This window comes from Sulfitobacter sp. HI0027 (genome assembly GCF_001634775.1).
Classification (GTDB): Bacteria; Pseudomonadota; Alphaproteobacteria; order Rhodobacterales; family Rhodobacteraceae; genus Sulfitobacter.
In genome coordinates this window covers 1-13440 of sequence record NZ_LWER01000034.1, presented here as the reverse complement: position 1 = coordinate 13440, position 13440 = coordinate 1, and the positions used below count along the sequence as shown (strand labels likewise).

At 58.4% G+C, this 13440-nt stretch carries 19 protein-coding genes and 1 pseudogene; 14 read left to right on the top strand and 6 right to left on the bottom strand.

The annotated features are described in order from the left end of the window. From A3722_RS02170 to A3722_RS02135, 8 genes are all read left to right on the top strand, one after another. Positions 1 to 372 (top strand): IS30 family transposase (locus A3722_RS02170; RefSeq protein WP_150120404.1); only part of this gene is annotated, 372 nt, incomplete at its 5' end. A 101-nt stretch (positions 373 to 473) separates the two neighbouring features. Continuing rightward, positions 474 to 1475, top strand: coding sequence for an IS30 family transposase (locus tag A3722_RS02165; RefSeq protein ID WP_067630998.1), 1002 nt, complete (start codon positions 474 to 476; stop codon positions 1473 to 1475). A 105-nt stretch (positions 1476 to 1580) separates the two neighbouring features. Then, positions 1581 to 2276 carry a hypothetical protein gene (locus tag A3722_RS02160; protein WP_236627324.1) on the top strand — a complete coding sequence of 232 codons (696 nt, stop codon included), beginning with the start codon at positions 1581 to 1583 and terminating at the stop codon, positions 2274 to 2276. 364 nt (positions 2277 to 2640) lie between these two features. After that, entirely contained in the window at positions 2641 to 3168 is a 528-nt protein-coding gene (locus A3722_RS02155) for a DsbE family thiol:disulfide interchange protein (RefSeq protein ID WP_067631000.1), read from the top strand. Further along, positions 3165 to 3686 (top strand): TlpA family protein disulfide reductase, encoded by a 522-nt coding sequence (locus A3722_RS02150; protein ID WP_067631003.1) that lies wholly within the window; start codon positions 3165 to 3167, stop codon positions 3684 to 3686. Before A3722_RS02155 ends, A3722_RS02150 begins: the two co-directional genes overlap by 4 nt. 115 nt (positions 3687 to 3801) lie before the next feature. Continuing rightward, positions 3802 to 4503 (top strand): cytochrome c biogenesis CcdA family protein, encoded by a 702-nt coding sequence (locus A3722_RS02145; protein WP_394444218.1) that lies wholly within the window; start codon positions 3802 to 3804, stop codon positions 4501 to 4503. 4 nt (positions 4504 to 4507) lie between these two features. Then, complete coding sequence (locus tag A3722_RS02140) at positions 4508 to 5122, top strand: class I SAM-dependent methyltransferase (protein ID WP_067631010.1); 615 nt, start codon at positions 4508 to 4510, stop codon at positions 5120 to 5122. Positions 5123 to 5233: 111 nt separating this feature from the next. Next, positions 5234 to 5893 carry a cation diffusion facilitator family transporter gene (locus tag A3722_RS02135; protein ID WP_082849320.1) on the top strand — a complete coding sequence of 220 codons (660 nt, stop codon included), beginning with the start codon at positions 5234 to 5236 and terminating at the stop codon, positions 5891 to 5893. On the opposite strand, the gene A3722_RS02130 is transcribed toward A3722_RS02135, so the two are convergent. The 3 genes from A3722_RS02130 to A3722_RS02120 are packed head-to-tail and all read right to left on the bottom strand — an operon-like array spanning position 5877 to position 8473. Beyond that, positions 5877 to 7124 carry a cytochrome P450 gene (locus A3722_RS02130; protein WP_067631015.1) on the bottom strand — a complete coding sequence of 416 codons (1248 nt, stop codon included), beginning with the start codon at positions 7122 to 7124 and terminating at the stop codon, positions 5877 to 5879. The two genes, A3722_RS02135 and A3722_RS02130, sit on opposite strands and share 17 nt — an antisense overlap. Positions 7125 to 7127: 3 nt before the next feature. After that, positions 7128 to 7628, bottom strand: a complete 501-nt coding sequence (lspA, locus tag A3722_RS02125) for a signal peptidase II (RefSeq protein ID WP_067631017.1) — start codon at positions 7626 to 7628, stop codon at positions 7128 to 7130. Continuing rightward, positions 7625 to 8473 carry a cation transporter gene (locus A3722_RS02120; protein WP_067631019.1) on the bottom strand — a complete coding sequence of 283 codons (849 nt, stop codon included), beginning with the start codon at positions 8471 to 8473 and terminating at the stop codon, positions 7625 to 7627. Before A3722_RS02120 ends, lspA begins: the two co-directional genes overlap by 4 nt. A gap of 72 nt (positions 8474 to 8545) precedes the next feature. Here A3722_RS02120 and A3722_RS02115 point away from each other — a divergent pair, with 72 nt between their 5' ends. The 6 genes and pseudogenes from A3722_RS02115 (at position 8546) to A3722_RS24485 (ending at position 12278) form a co-directional block, all read left to right on the top strand. Further along, positions 8546 to 8875, top strand: a complete 330-nt coding sequence (locus tag A3722_RS02115; RefSeq protein ID WP_236627323.1) for an ArsR/SmtB family transcription factor — start codon at positions 8546 to 8548, stop codon at positions 8873 to 8875. A gap of 405 nt (positions 8876 to 9280) precedes the next feature. Further along, positions 9281 to 9946, top strand: coding sequence for a L,D-transpeptidase (locus tag A3722_RS02110; RefSeq protein ID WP_067264455.1), 666 nt, complete (start codon positions 9281 to 9283; stop codon positions 9944 to 9946). Between the two features lie 479 nt (positions 9947 to 10425). Next, the gene (locus A3722_RS02105; RefSeq protein ID WP_067631023.1) at positions 10426 to 10860 is read left to right on the top strand and encodes a CBS domain-containing protein; all 435 of its coding nucleotides are present in this window, start codon (positions 10426 to 10428) and stop codon (positions 10858 to 10860) included. A 133-nt stretch (positions 10861 to 10993) separates the two neighbouring features. Next, positions 10994 to 11577, top strand: a pseudogene (locus A3722_RS02100) (cation diffusion facilitator family transporter). Next, positions 11501 to 11659: a hypothetical protein gene (locus tag A3722_RS24490; protein WP_201721941.1), complete on the top strand. Its 159-nt coding sequence runs from the start codon at positions 11501 to 11503 to the stop codon at positions 11657 to 11659. The pseudogene A3722_RS02100 and the gene A3722_RS24490 overlap by 77 nt, the downstream one beginning before the upstream one ends. A gap of 220 nt (positions 11660 to 11879) precedes the next feature. Continuing rightward, positions 11880 to 12278, top strand: coding sequence for a hypothetical protein (locus A3722_RS24485; RefSeq protein ID WP_201721940.1), 399 nt, complete (start codon positions 11880 to 11882; stop codon positions 12276 to 12278). Between the two features lie 119 nt (positions 12279 to 12397). Here the strand turns inward: A3722_RS24485 and A3722_RS24655 are convergent, their stop codons facing one another. The 3 genes from A3722_RS24655 to A3722_RS02085 all read right to left on the bottom strand — a co-directional run. Then, positions 12398 to 12604, bottom strand: a complete 207-nt coding sequence (locus tag A3722_RS24655) for an ATP-binding cassette domain-containing protein (protein WP_236627322.1) — start codon at positions 12602 to 12604, stop codon at positions 12398 to 12400. 318 nt (positions 12605 to 12922) lie between these two features. After that, positions 12923 to 13159, bottom strand: coding sequence for an iron chelate uptake ABC transporter family permease subunit (locus tag A3722_RS02090; RefSeq protein WP_067631027.1), 237 nt, complete (start codon positions 13157 to 13159; stop codon positions 12923 to 12925). Positions 13160 to 13218: 59 nt separating this feature from the next. Beyond that, on the bottom strand, positions 13219 to 13440 hold a 222-nt coding region (locus A3722_RS02085), incomplete at its 5' end, for an ATP-binding protein (protein WP_161487369.1).

Sequence of the window (13440 nt, the reverse complement as noted above, 5' to 3'; positions counted from 1 at the left end):
TTTCGCAACAACGACCGCAGTTCGACCCACTTCATGCGCAAGCTGATGGATGTGATGGACCCCCTACCCCAGCCGGCCCGCAAATCGATCACCTTTGACCGTGGTTTCGAATTCCGGGAGTGGAGAAAGCTCAAGTCGGGCATCGGCACTGACAGCTGGTTTTGTGACCCACAAGCACCCTGGCAAAAAGGCTCGGTCGAGAACCTCAACAAACGCGCACGGCGATATCTTCCCCGTGACACCCAGCTCGCGGCGCTCTCAAATCGCAATATGAAGGCGATTTGTGACCGCCTCAACGGCACGCCAAGAAAGTGCCTTGGTTGGCGCACACCGACGGAAGCGTTCAGGGAAGAGTTGAGGAAACTGAGATAGCGGAAACTGTCGCAACGACCCTTGAGACACCATTGGCGCGCGCTACCCTCAAGCGCGACTCTTGTTAGAAAACAGTAGTTTATCTAATGAGAGGAATCGGTATGGGAGCCGTTTACGACCAACTGAGTATCACAGAACGACGCAAGATAGAACGCTGGAGACACGCTAAGGTCCCAGTTGATGAGATGGCGCGCGTTCTGAAGCGCTGCAGATCAACGATATTTCGCGAGCTAAAGCGCAACCATTTTTCGGACGAAAGCATGCCGGGTTGCGATGGCTATTACGGTGCCGCTGCTCACCTGATGCAAGCGGAACGTCGTGCTCGAGAGCGCAAACTGATCAAACATCCTGAGCTTCGCAAGTGCGTGATCGAGCGTATCAAGAACGGCTGGACACCAGAGCAGATCAGTAACCGTATGATTCACGAACGCGCTCCTCTCAGGGTCTGTCAGGAAACCATCTATCGTTACATCTACTCCAAGGAAGGTCAGCGCGAAGACCTGTGGTGGTATCTACCGACCCACCGTGTCGCCCGCAGACCACGTCGCACCAGAAGGCGCAGAGAACCCAAATTCCACCGCGATGTCAGCATTCTGTTCCGACCCGATGATGTCGCTCATCGCCGTCAGTTCGGTCATTGGGAAGCTGATTTGATGCTGTTTAAACAAAAGCTTGGCCAGTCCAACGTTACCTCACTGGTTGAGCGCGTCAGCCGCTTCACTGTGATCCTGAAAAACCCGAACAAGCGCACCAAGCCGGTCATGGCCAAGATCATGAGCGCCATCAAAGACCTCCCCCTCGTCGCCCGTCGGTCCAACACTTTTGACCGCGGAACCGAGTTTGTCAGTTGGCCCCACCTGCAAGCCGAGATCGGAACCCAGACGTGGTTCTGCGACCCCTCCAGCCCCTGGCAGAAAGGCACAGTCGAGAACACTAACCGACGCCTTCGAAGGTGGTTGCCCCGCAAACGCGATATCCGGCAATGCACAGATCACGATATGAAGGTGATCTGTGATCGCCTCAACAATACGCCGCGCAAGTGCCTTGGATGGAAAACGCCAGCTGAGGTCTTCCGCGAAAAGATGTTGGAGGAAATGCGATGACGCCCCTACCCTGATCCCAACATGAGTCGCAGTTCAGGTATCGCTCACATTGCGATAGTATATTATCGTATATATGCTGGACTCCTCTCACGGAGGTTCCGCAGCATGCACTATCTGATCAAGAAGCTCCTCCCCTCGGTTGCAGTCGCTTTCACCGTGACTGGTCTTTCGCTACCAATGTCCGCCCGAGCGCAGACATACCCGATCGACTGCGCGATCCTCTTGTGTCTGTCTGGCGGCTGGCCCGCTTCCGTCCCTTGCGCCCGAGCTCGCGCCGAATTCATCAGGCCTATCACGCCTTGGCCAGTGGAACCGCCGCTGCAAATCTGGCGCTGTCCCATGGGCGCCTCCTATGAGGGCGATCGGCCACCAAACAACGCTGGCCGTATCTTTGAAGCCTTGTACCGGCCCGACAGCCATCGACCGCTCCAATCCTTGCCAAGAGACAAATTCGTTCCCGCCGACCAGGCCCTCCGGCTCGTTCAAGATCGGGCGGACATCGATATCAGCGGACCTGAGTTCAATTTCGTACGATCCATCCGTGTCTTTGATGTTCGTTACGCGCGGCAATACGAAGCAGGAAGCGAAGGAGACTGCGAACGCTACGCCACTGTAGTCCTCGGCACTTATGGAACCCAAGGCGATTTCTCATGGCAGCGATCTTCTATAACTGCCCTGCCTGAGGCCCATGTGGGACTTGAACGTTGGGGCCAGAATTGCCCGGGTATCTATCACCGATCTGTCTTCGTCGATTGGCGTGACTATGATGGCAACTACGACTTCGAACAGGTGAACTACTAGCGCTGGCAAAGACAGCTTTGCCATCATGCTGCGAGAATTTGAGCGTGCTGAGTTGCTCAAATACCGGCTTTTCGCTGCTTTCGGTGCGCATGTCCGGAGAGCGGACGAAGGGGCCGTTCAGAGGTCTGAATTCAACGGCCTCTTCAGATACCGACCTTTCACTGATTTCTTACGAATCTAAACAGTAAGTATGGCTCGGGTCTGCGAAGCCGCGGCCAAGCCTCCCCCATCGTTCGGCATTGTGATCGGCGACGGTTTGCTTCATATCAGCGGTTGCTGATACCTTATTCCTTCCAAGCATTGATGGCAGGCTATGAGTTCGAAGGATAACCAAGAAAAGCGGCGCCGGAGCGGACGGCCGCTCATGATTTTGCCTATTCTTCTGTTTGGGTTGCTGGGCGTAGTCTTCTACTGGGGCCTCTGGAACAACGACGACCGGTTGCCCTCGACGCTGATCGGAAGACCAATCCCGGAATTCGCGCTCCCGCCCATCGAAGGGCGGCAGGACGGCCTAGGCTCGGCGAACCTGCAAGACCAGGTTTCTCTCGTCAACGTCTGGGCGTCGTGGTGCGTCCCCTGCCGCACGGAGAACCCGCTTCTCGTCGATCTTGCCGAAGCGGGCACCGTTCCGATCTACGGTATCAACTACAAGGACGATGCCGAGGAGACGCTGGGTTTCCTCGAAGAGCTCGGCGATCCCTTCACCCGCATCGGCGCGGACCGATCAGGCCGCGTTGCGATAGACTGGGGCGTCTATGGAGTGCCGGAAACATACATAATCGACGCCGAGGGGCGCATTGCATACAAGCATGTCGGCCCCTTTGATCAGGCCTCGCTTGAGGAGGACATTCTGCCGGTCGTGCGCCGGTTGCAGGCTGAGAGCGACCCGTGAGGCGACGTGACGTCCTTGCCGGAGTCTTGGCGCTTGCGGCAAGCCCTGCCTCCGCCCGACCACCGATCCCTAATCACGGGACTCCGCGTGATCTCCTGTCGCCGCCTTTCGTGGATGGAGATGGACGGGATCTGACGCTGGCGGACTTCGAGGGACGTGTCGTGCTTCTGAACATTTGGGCGACTTGGTGCCCGCCTTGTCGCGAGGAGATGCCGACGCTCGACGCGCTGCAAGCGCGCCTCGGCGGATCGGATTTTCATGTTCTGCCGCTGTCGATCGATCGGGCCGGTCTCGAACCTGTGCGCCGCTTCTACCGAGAGACCGGCATTCGCAACCTCGATCTCTATATCGCGGAGGATACGCGCGCGATGCTGGCCTTGGCCGTGGTGGGTCTGCCGACAACGATTCTGATCGACCGCATTGGGCGCGAGCGGGGGCGCCTCGCAGGCCCGGCCGAATGGAACAGCCCCGAAGCCGTTGCGCAGATAAGCGCTCTTATTGACGAACGTAAGCAATAGGACATGGAAAAGCACGACGACCGCGCCAGCCGTTCCGCTCCGTGCGCACACGTGGTGGCGGTCTACCGATCAGTTTGGAGATGTGGATTTGATTGAACTTTCCGTTCTTGGACTAATGGCGGCATTGCTGGCCGGTGCCGTTTCCTTTCTGTCGCCCTGCGTGCTGCCGCTCGTGCCCGGCTACGTATCCTACGTTGCCGGACGTACGGTCACCGGCAGTGCAGCGCCTTCGAAGGGACGGGCCGTCTGGCTCAGCTTCTGTTTCGTCCTTGGCTTCTCCACGATATTCATCGCGCTTGGGGCCTCTGCCACCGCGCTCGGTCAGACGCTGCTGCAGTGGCGCTACGAACTCAACCTCGTCGGCGGCGCGATCGTGATCCTGTTCGGTCTGTTCATGATCGGGGCAGCGCGCCTGTCGGCCATGGAGCGCGACCTGCGTTTCCATCTCGACCTGCCGGGCGGGCAACCGGTCGCCTCCTACGTGCTCGGACTCGCCTTCGGTTTCGGCTGGACACCGTGCATCGGGCCGATCCTCGGTGCCATCCTAACCGCCAGCGCGACAAGCGCGACGATTGGCGAGGGCGTCGCATTGCTTGCCGTCTACTCGGGCGGCCTTGGGATCCCGTTTCTGGTCGTCGCGGGGTTCACCGACAGTATTGCCGGCAGGTTGCGCGGCATCGGTCGTTGGGGTCGCCGCCTGCATCAGGCTGCGGGCGGCGTCATGATCCTGATGGGCCTGGCGATGATGACCGGGCGGTTGAGCGCACTGGCCTACTGGCTGCTGGACACCTTCCCTGTCCTTGCGCGGATCGGGTGAACAGATGCGACTGTACGAGAAACATATCCTCCCTCGGCTGACGCATCTGGCGATGGGCCAGGATCAACTTCTTCCCTACCGGCGCCGCGCCATCTCCGGCCTGCATGGGCGTGTGCTGGAGATCGGAATCGGCTCGGGCCTGAACATTGCGCTCTACCCCGAGGCCGTGCGCCAGATCATCGGTATTGATCCGTCGCCCGAACTCCTCTCTCGGGCCGCGCAAACCTCCCATGGACTGATGCCCGCGGCCGAGATGATCGAGGGCGTGGCCGAAGCATTGCCGCTCGAAGATCGCAGCGTCGATTGCGTCGTCGCCACCTGGACACTCTGCAGCGTTTCGGAACCGGAGAAGGCTCTCGCCGAGATCCGGCGCGTTCTCAAGCCGGATGGCGTCTTCCGCTTCGTCGAGCATGGCCTGGCGCCCGGACCCCGTATCCGGCGCTGGCAACGCTGGCTGACGCCTGTCTGGAAACACTGCGCCGGGAACTGCCATCTTGACCGCCCGACGGCCGACTTGATCGAGACAAGCGGCTTCCGCATGGAGCGGCTCAACACCGGTTACGCGACAGGTCCGAAGCCCTTGGTTTTCATGTATGAGGGACAAGCTCGCCTCTACTGAGGAAGCTTGGAAACAGGACAATCTCGGCTTTCGATCCGTGGCGCAACTGATGGCAAGGTAGCCAATTCTCGCCTCGAACTTTCGCCGAAAATTTTGCGGTGATGAGATGTTATGAGCAGTCATCAAGATAACCGGCAGGCCAATCTGACGCGCGGCATCCGGGTCGAGATCGCCAGCCTCGTCTACAACATCATCGAGGTCGTCGTATCCGTCACCGTGGGACTTCTGACCGGCAGCGCAGCGCTGGTGAGTTGGGGCCTCGACAGTACGGTCGAGGCCACCTCGGCTGCGACTCTGATCTGGCGCTTGAAGAGTGAGGTGGACGGTGCCGACAAGCGCACGGTCCTGCACCGCAAGAAGGTCGCGCTCTACGTGGTTGCCTGTGCCTTCTGGATCGTCGTCGCGGCGATCCTCTACGAGGCGGTCTCCGCCTTCATTTCGCAGAAGGCGCCGGGCTTCAACTGGTGGGGTATCGCGATTCTGGGTGCTTCGCTCGTGGCCAACCCGTTCCTCGCCTGGGGCAAGTATCGCTACGGCAAGCGGCTCGATGCGCCCGCCCTGAAGTACGATGCCAAGGACACCATGATCTGCCAGTATCAGACGATCGTGGTGTTGGCCGGGATCGGTCTGACGCAATGGATGGGCTGGTGGTGGGCCGACCCGGTGGCGGCGCTTCTGATCGTGCCCTACGTTGCATGGGAGGCGTTCGAGGCCACGAAGGATGCGCGGTCGGTCGATCCGGACGAGGGCGAAGCTACTGCCGAGGCCTGACGTTACGCATGATGAACCGAGATTTGGGCATGGGCGGCAGTTCTCCGGTTTCCAGATCCAGATCCTGATCCGGCACTTCGTAGTCGATGGCGTTCACGAAGAAACTGCAAAACGCCTTCATCTGGCTGATCGCGATCCACTCGCCCGGACAACGGTGGTTCCTGTGGTGATCGCCACCGCCCTGCGGAATGAACTCGTAGGGAGTGACCTCCCGATCGTGAAACCGCTCGGGCCGGAACTCTTGCGGCGCGTCCCACGAACGAGCGTCGGTATTCGTGCCGTAGAGGTCGAGCAGAACCCTGTACCCTTTGGGAAAGCGATGTCCGCGCCACTCGAAATCGCTCTTCACCCGTGCCGCAACCGCGGGAAAGAACGGATACAGACGGCGGACCTCTTGCACGAAAGGTTCGAGCTGTCCCTCGTCGTCCTTCAGCTTTTGCCGCCACTCGGGATGCCGATGTAAAGCATGCGCCGCCTGAACTATGAACACGGATACCGCGACGGTCGGGCGCAGGACATTCAACAGCTCTACGGCGGCCACCCTGGGGGTCAACAACTCCCCATCGAGATCGCGCCATGTCGCGATGATATGAAGGGCACTTTCCTGCGTCGGCTGAAGCTCACCATCGCGGACCTGTTGGATTAGCCGTGCTGCCCATTTTTCCAGGCGGTGGCGCGCCAGACGCGCGCGCCAGTGTTTGGGGCCAAGGGCCCCGGCGTCCTGAAAAAGCGCTGTAAGCTGCGCCGTTCGGGTCGCCACCTCAGCTTCATTAAGCGGCACCCCGGCCCAGGCGCAGGCAGCTCTTGTGAGCATTTCGCGCACTTCGTCATAGAGGACGACCTCGTTCCTCGCCTCCCAGTCCGGCGCATAGTTGTCCAACATGTGAAGCGACGTGCCCTCAAGCGCGGCGATCCGCTCGGTCCCCATGAGTGACATGAACATCTTCTTGCGGTGCTGGTGGGCAGCGCCGTCCAATCCCTGAACGCCGCCTTCTCCCAGCAGGGACTTCTGTATGCGGCCTGGCATCGAGCCTGCGCGGATCAGCCGGTCTTCCCGATAGAAGGCTTCTGCCGTCGCCGCGCCGGTCATGCAGATCGTCTCTTGAAGGAGGATGCGGGTTTCGAACAGGTCTGTGTCGAGTGCGCGGCAGGTCTCCGAAATGAACCCATATGGGTTGCGCAGCAGGGCAAGTGTGCTGTCAAAGCCTTTCGCAGATGGTATGCCGAACATGGGTTACACCCCCGTTGTGTTTTCCTTGCGTTGACCCTGACCAGGCTTGTCCGTCGCAGAGCGGAAGCTGTCCCAGAATAGTAGGGCCGCGCCGCAGAAAATCGCCACATCCGCAAGATTGAAGGACGGCCAGTGGTATGTTCCGTAATGGAAATCCAGAAAGTCTGGGACGGCCTGATAACGCAGCCGGTCGAGGACATTGCCGAGTGCGCCGCCGATGATCAGACCGAGAGCGGCAGCCGTCAGCCTGTCCGGCGCGCGCCACAACCAGATCAGCAGCCATAACACGATCACGCCAGCAAGCGCGATGAGACCCCACCAAGGCACGATCCCGCCCAGCATACCGAAGCTGACCCCATCGTTCAGAACCCGCACGAGATTGAGAAAGGGTAGAACCTCGACGCCGCCCTCAAGCGCAGGTGTGTTCAGGGCAAGCGCCTTGGTGCCCTGATCGAGGGCGAACGCCGAGATGGCGCAAACTCCGCCTAGAACGCGGCTGTTCATGCAGTCGTCTTCAGATCGGCCCGCGCATCGCGAATGATCGCCCAGGACGAGTGCAGGAATAGCCCGGCGATACCGAAGGCAACGATAAGGTCGGGCCACGCGCTGCCCAGCCAGGCCACAAGACCGGCGGCAACGACAACCGCCGCATTGCCGATGGCGTCGTTGCGAGAGAAAAGCCAGACGGCCCGCATGTTCGCGTCGCCCTTGCGGAACGGCAGCAGCGGCAGAACGGAGATGACGTTGACGACAAGGGCAATCATGCCAAGCAGGCCCATGAGACCCGCATCCGGCGTCGTCCGTTCGAAGACCCGGACGATGGTCGTGCCGAGGACGCCGAGACCGAGGAGCCCGAGGAAGATGCCCTGGATCAAGGCCGACCGTGCCCGCCAGGCGAGGCTCCAGCCGATGGCCAGCAGGCCAAGGAAGGTGATCGCGCCGTCGCCGATGAAATCGAGCGCATCGGCCTTCACGGCCTGTGACCCGGCGATGAACCCGCCGATCATTTCAACGACACCGTAGCCCACGTTCAGGATCACGACGATCCAGAGCGCGCGTCGGTAGGCCGGGTCCTGATGGGCGGGATTCGGCGGAATGTCTCCATCGCCCTCGATCCGGTCGAAGCCGTAGCCGGTCACCGCAACGGCCTTTTCGATGTCCGGCAGGCGCCCTTCGGGTGCAGCCAGTGTCATGATGTGGGTTGCGGCCGACACTTTCACATCGCCGGGCGCTACCCCGGCCGACTGTGCCGCCCGCTCGATCTGTGCAGCATCCTTCGCGCAATCCATGCCGGAAACCCGGTATCGAAACAATGGCGCATCTGCTATCTCGTTGTCTGTGTTGGCCATGATCGCGGCTTTCCTGCTAAAGTGGATAGAAGATTCTATATATCAGCGAGAAATGATATGGCGCAAATCGTTATGGAAGACAAGACCACCACTATTGAACAGCGCGCGAAATTGCTTCGCGGCTTCGCAGATACCAGTCGTTTGACGATTCTGGACGCCTTGGCAAAAAGTCCGTTCGTCGTTCAGGAGCTCGTCGCGCACACGGGACTAACGCAGCCCAATATCTCCAATCATTTGCGATGCCTGCTGGAGTGCGGGCTTGTCGCCAGCGATCGAGATGGACGGTTTGTTCGCTACCGTATCAGCAATTCACGTATCACAACGCTATTGAGCGATGTAGATGCTCTTCTTGATGTCGTCGCAGAAGGGGTTGAGGCTTGTGACAACTATCGCGAGACGTGATTCAAGATGTCGTGGCCTTCGGCCAGGTCGTTACATCGCTCCGGTTTGGTCGTTCTTTAGATGTAGTTCTTTCGACGTGAGACACAATCGAGATGTTACCGCGAAGGTTTTTTCAACCAATGGCGAACATCGGCCCCGCACCCAGAATACCGGATAGTCCTGCGGTGACGGGCCACGACCGAATTGCTGGCGGACTGGTCTGTTCTTGTCTAAGTAAGAACACGAAAGCCCCGGTTCGACCTCAATATTTCTCTTGAACCTACAGTAGCTTTAGGAGTTAGGGCCGCAGACGAAGAACGGCATTCGAGTCAAACAGGCCATACTGCTTCAGGCTTTCCTTACTGAACGGCAGAGTGGCCTTGTTTAAGCTTAGTTTGCCTACCTAACGTTGAAGGAGTAAGAATGATGCTGACAAGACGACATTTTCTCCAGACCAGCGGTGCGCTGTTTTCTACTCCAATCGCTGGCCCGCTACTGGCAGCCACCCGGCCCACCAAGGAGGAGAAGGCCGCCTGGGACGCGCAGGTCACACCTCCCGCTTTTGATCCAACTACGTCAAACCCGTGGGGCCTGCACCCGCGCTTTTTGCCCCAGCGGGTGGACGCTAAGGACGGGCTTGTTCCGGGAGACGTCCACGTCGATGCCGTAGCGCGCTACATCTATCACATCGAAGAAGGGGGAACTGCGATGCGTTACGGTGTGGCGATCGCCCGTGGTAACCTGTACGAGCCCGGCACGTATACGATCCAGCGAAAAGTGGAATGGCCAAACTGGACGCCGACTCAAAACATGATCGCACGCGATCCCGAGCTCTATGGCCCGGTTGCCGACGGTGTTGACCCTGGCCCAGAAAACCCTCTTGGTTCGCGGGCGCTTTACCTTTTTGAAGGCAACCGAGACACCTATCTACGCATTCACGGGACGCCCGAACCAAGAAGCATCGGCGGGCGCGCGAGTTCGGGGTGTGTCCGCATGGTCATGGCACATATCAACCATCTATACCCGAACGTCAAAACTGGTTCGACGGCGTTCCTGTATTCGGCAGAAGAAAGCGTGACCCCGCGAACGTGATCTACGCCCACCCAGTTTGCACTGGTCAATATCTCACGCCGAACGCGTAGTGCAGATCGGGTTGCCACCTATTGAGCAGAGCGGCACCAGTGTCGTTTTTGCTGGACCGCTGTGCTTATGCCAGTAACACCCATCCTCGGAACGAAGCCGAGCTGTAGTGGGGTCCTGACTAGGGGCAGCTAGGTTAACGATTTGTTCGGGAAGGTTTCCAACCGCGTCTACCCGGACAGACTTGTGGCTTGAAGCTACAGTAACTGTAGTAACTACATTTCCTTGGAAGCGATTCGAGGAGATACCTGATGTCCCTTGCCGACCTTTTCCGACCTGGACCGAAGAGAAACCAGCGCTCCAAGTACTGAATTATCCAAATTGTGGCTGCTGCACGGCTCGCGCGAAAACTCGCCACTCAGCGCGCTGAAAGGAACTTGAACACCCGTCTTTCGGCTTCCACCCTAGTAACCAAAACAAGGAGTAAGATCATGCAAGTTCACGAAATCATGACCAGCAATCCAACATGTTGTAGTACCGACACTACGATTCAGGAGGCCGCAAAGCTGATGGATGAAAAGTCGGTCGGCGCGATTCCCGTGATCAATGACGCCGGTGAGCCGGTCGGCATCATTACGGACCGCGACATCTGCTGTGGTGCCGTCGCAGAGGGAAAGGCAGCCGACACGCCGGTTTCTGACGTCATGTCGGATGACCTCCTGACAGTCTCACCTGATGAGGACGTTAAAAGCTGTTGCAGCAAGATGGAAGAAAAACAGGTGCGCCGCAGCGTGGTTACAGACGAAAGCGGCAAATGCTGTGGGATCGTGGCTCAAGCGGACGTGGCACGGGAAGCCGACGGCGCGGAAACAGCCGAATTGGTGCAGGAAGTGTCGCAGCCAGAGAAGAGTTCTGGCTGCTGCTGACCCAATGGCACATGGGATCCCGAGTGACCGAACCTGTTGCGAATAAGTCCGGTCTGGCTGCACATGTTGAAAGGAAGTCAAAACGCGGCGCTTGACCGCGTTTTGATCTGCCGAACAGATAGGAAGTTGCCTGATGGCCCACGATCACGCCCATATCGACCTCGAGTCCGGCGACCGTCGAGTCTCCATCTCCATCTGGGCCAACGGTCTTCTGACCGTCGCGCAGATTGTCGGCGGCATCCTATCCGGCAGCCTCGCACTGATCGCGGATGCTCTGCACAATTTCTCGGATATGGCATCGTTGGTGATCACCTTTGCCGCTCGGAAAATCGCGCGGCGGCCTGCGGACGCGCGCATGACCTTCGGCTATGGGCGGATAGAAATTGTCGCAGCGCTCATCAACTACACGACCCTTATCCTGCTCGGCTTCTACCTGATCTACGAGGGTGGCATGCGCATGATCGACCCGCCCATCTGTGGCAGATGCAGGAGCGCAAGGCGGCTTTGGACTGCCACATCGTGCTGACAGCGGACGGCTGGCGTTAAATCGAAAATATCAAGACGGCAATCAAGGACCGGCTGAAGGACGATTTTAGCATCGGTCATTCGAGTTTGGAATTTGAGCACGAAGACCGAGCCCATGAGAACGCCGACCTTTACGGTCACGGCAGGCCGGAAGAAGACGAGAAAAACCATGTTAACCAAGACACTGGCTGATCATGACGAGATGATTGCCCTTGTCGGCGAAGGCAAGCTGAGCGAAAGCGATCTGAAACGGATGCACGTCCTGCTTCAGTAGCGTCTGCAAGAGACAAGCAAGCTAGGGCCGAGACCTCAATCTCACGAGGTTCGAAGCCGGCGCATAGTCGCGTTTGGCTCTGTGAATCTGGCCTACTAGGTCAGATAAGAAGATGGTTCCGCGGAGAGGGGTGAGCCTAGCCGGAGGCAATCAATCGGCAAGCTGGATCGTGATCTAGTCCTCCCGCTTCTAAGAACGATTAAGAGGAGGAAGACCTTAAATGGACCCAAAGTTTTCGAAATCCGGCGCTACGTGGGGATATATCCTTTCCGCCCAAGGTAGGCCGTCCGCCAAACGGCAGCGACAAGAAATTTCGCTGCATGGGGTAATTGAACAGGTTTGGTGTGACCAGTTTGAAGGGCAAACTACGCGTCCTCGAAAGCATCTCATCCAACGAGAGCAACTGCTGCTGTCGCTAAATCAAGGGGATAAGGTCGTTGTGACGGCACCAGAATGCTTGGGATTGTCAGAACGTGACGTGAACTGGTTCTTGACAGAACTCGCCATTCGCGGCGTGCTTCTGTTGGTCCATTCCGGAACCATTGTTGTTGATCCGGGTGGATCGAAAAGAGACCTAGCTGCTGTAGTTGGCCGATTTCACAGCAAACTGCGGGCATGACACTGGAACGCGGAGAAACCGCTCAACAGCAATTTCCGCCAGCTTGAGATCATTATGAGGTAAAATGATGACCGAGCATTCTGTATTCACCTGATTTAGGTCATGCCAAGCGAGGATCATCACAGCTCCGCTTTCAGCAGCATAGGATTGCAAAGCCTCCGATACCTCGTATTGGAGGCAAAGGTGGGCTCGTCCATGAGGACAACCCGCGGCCGCGTCACCAGCGACTGTGCGATCGATACGACCTCACGTTGCCCGCCTGACAGTTCCGGCAACTGCCGCTCAGCAAGAGCGGTGATGCCCAATCTGGCCAATACGTCGTTCACGGCCGTTAGCTCGGAAGTAGAAAGGCGTCAACCGCTCCCACCGCGCTTCAGCGCGAGTATGATGGATTCGTAGACCGTCAGCGCTGCATTCATCCCCGTATCCTGCGGCATGTAGCGCAAGTCCTCCGTGGCTGCATCGCTGAAGCGCACAGTCCCTGCCCCCCGCATCTGTCCTGCGATGCGCCGAAACAGCGTGGACTTACCAGCCGCATTTGCCCTCACAAGAGCCGTCACTGCCTCCTCGAATTGGCGGTGTTGTTGCCTTGCTGAGGACCTCATGCCGACCATAGCGCGCAACGAGGTTTTCAAGTTGCAGCGTCACCATGCTTTGCGCCCCTTGGTCAGAATAAGAGCGGCAAAGAAGGGAGCGCCCACCAATGCCGTGACATTGCCAATGGGCAGGACAGCGCCGAACAAGGCCTTCGAGAGCACAGATGTGGCCGAAAGGATCAGCGCGCCAGCTAGCATTGCTCCGGGCAAGAAGAAGCGTTGATCTTCCCCTAAAAGAAGCCGTGCCACATATGGACCGACAATGCCGATGATGTTGATTGTCACTGAGAACTGACCCGGTATTTTCACCGAGATTTGACCCACCCTCAGTTATGCGTCGTGGTCTATGATGCGGTCAATGTTTTGGCCTCCTTTGCAGTTTTCTTTGCTGCCTCAGAACTGACCTTGAAGCGGTAGCTGTCGTTTCCGGTTTCGAGGATGTGGCAGCGGTGGGTAAGCCGATCCAAGAGAGCGGTGGTCATCTTTGCATCCCCGAAGACCTGCGCCCATTCTGAGAAGCTAAGGTTGGTGGTGATGATCACACTGGTGCGCTCATAGAGCTTACT

Excerpts from the sequence above, each read along its gene's own strand:
- A3722_RS02165 (WP_067630998.1), top strand. The coding sequence starts at position 474 with ATGGGAGCCGTTTACGACCAACTGAGTATCACAGAACGACGCAAGATA.
- A3722_RS02160 (WP_236627324.1), top strand. The coding sequence starts at position 1,581 with ATGCACTATCTGATCAAGAAGCTCCTCCCCTCGGTTGCAGTCGCTTTC.
- A3722_RS02155 (WP_067631000.1), top strand. The coding sequence starts at position 2,641 with ATGATTTTGCCTATTCTTCTGTTTGGGTTGCTGGGCGTAGTCTTCTAC.
- A3722_RS02145 (WP_394444218.1), top strand. The coding sequence starts at position 3,802 with ATGGCGGCATTGCTGGCCGGTGCCGTTTCCTTTCTGTCGCCCTGCGTG.
- A3722_RS02140 (WP_067631010.1), top strand. The coding sequence starts at position 4,508 with ATGCGACTGTACGAGAAACATATCCTCCCTCGGCTGACGCATCTGGCG.
- A3722_RS02135 (WP_082849320.1), top strand. The coding sequence starts at position 5,234 with ATGAGCAGTCATCAAGATAACCGGCAGGCCAATCTGACGCGCGGCATC.
- A3722_RS02130 (WP_067631015.1), bottom strand. The coding sequence starts at position 7,124 with ATGTTCGGCATACCATCTGCGAAAGGCTTTGACAGCACACTTGCCCTG.
- lspA (WP_067631017.1), bottom strand. The coding sequence starts at position 7,628 with ATGAACAGCCGCGTTCTAGGCGGAGTTTGCGCCATCTCGGCGTTCGCC.
- A3722_RS02120 (WP_067631019.1), bottom strand. The coding sequence starts at position 8,473 with ATGGCCAACACAGACAACGAGATAGCAGATGCGCCATTGTTTCGATAC.
- A3722_RS02115 (WP_236627323.1), top strand. The coding sequence starts at position 8,546 with ATGGAAGACAAGACCACCACTATTGAACAGCGCGCGAAATTGCTTCGC.
- A3722_RS02110 (WP_067264455.1), top strand. The coding sequence starts at position 9,281 with ATGCTGACAAGACGACATTTTCTCCAGACCAGCGGTGCGCTGTTTTCT.
- A3722_RS02105 (WP_067631023.1), top strand. The coding sequence starts at position 10,426 with ATGCAAGTTCACGAAATCATGACCAGCAATCCAACATGTTGTAGTACC.
- A3722_RS24490 (WP_201721941.1), top strand. The coding sequence starts at position 11,501 with ATGAGAACGCCGACCTTTACGGTCACGGCAGGCCGGAAGAAGACGAGA.
- A3722_RS24485 (WP_201721940.1), top strand. The coding sequence starts at position 11,880 with ATGGACCCAAAGTTTTCGAAATCCGGCGCTACGTGGGGATATATCCTT.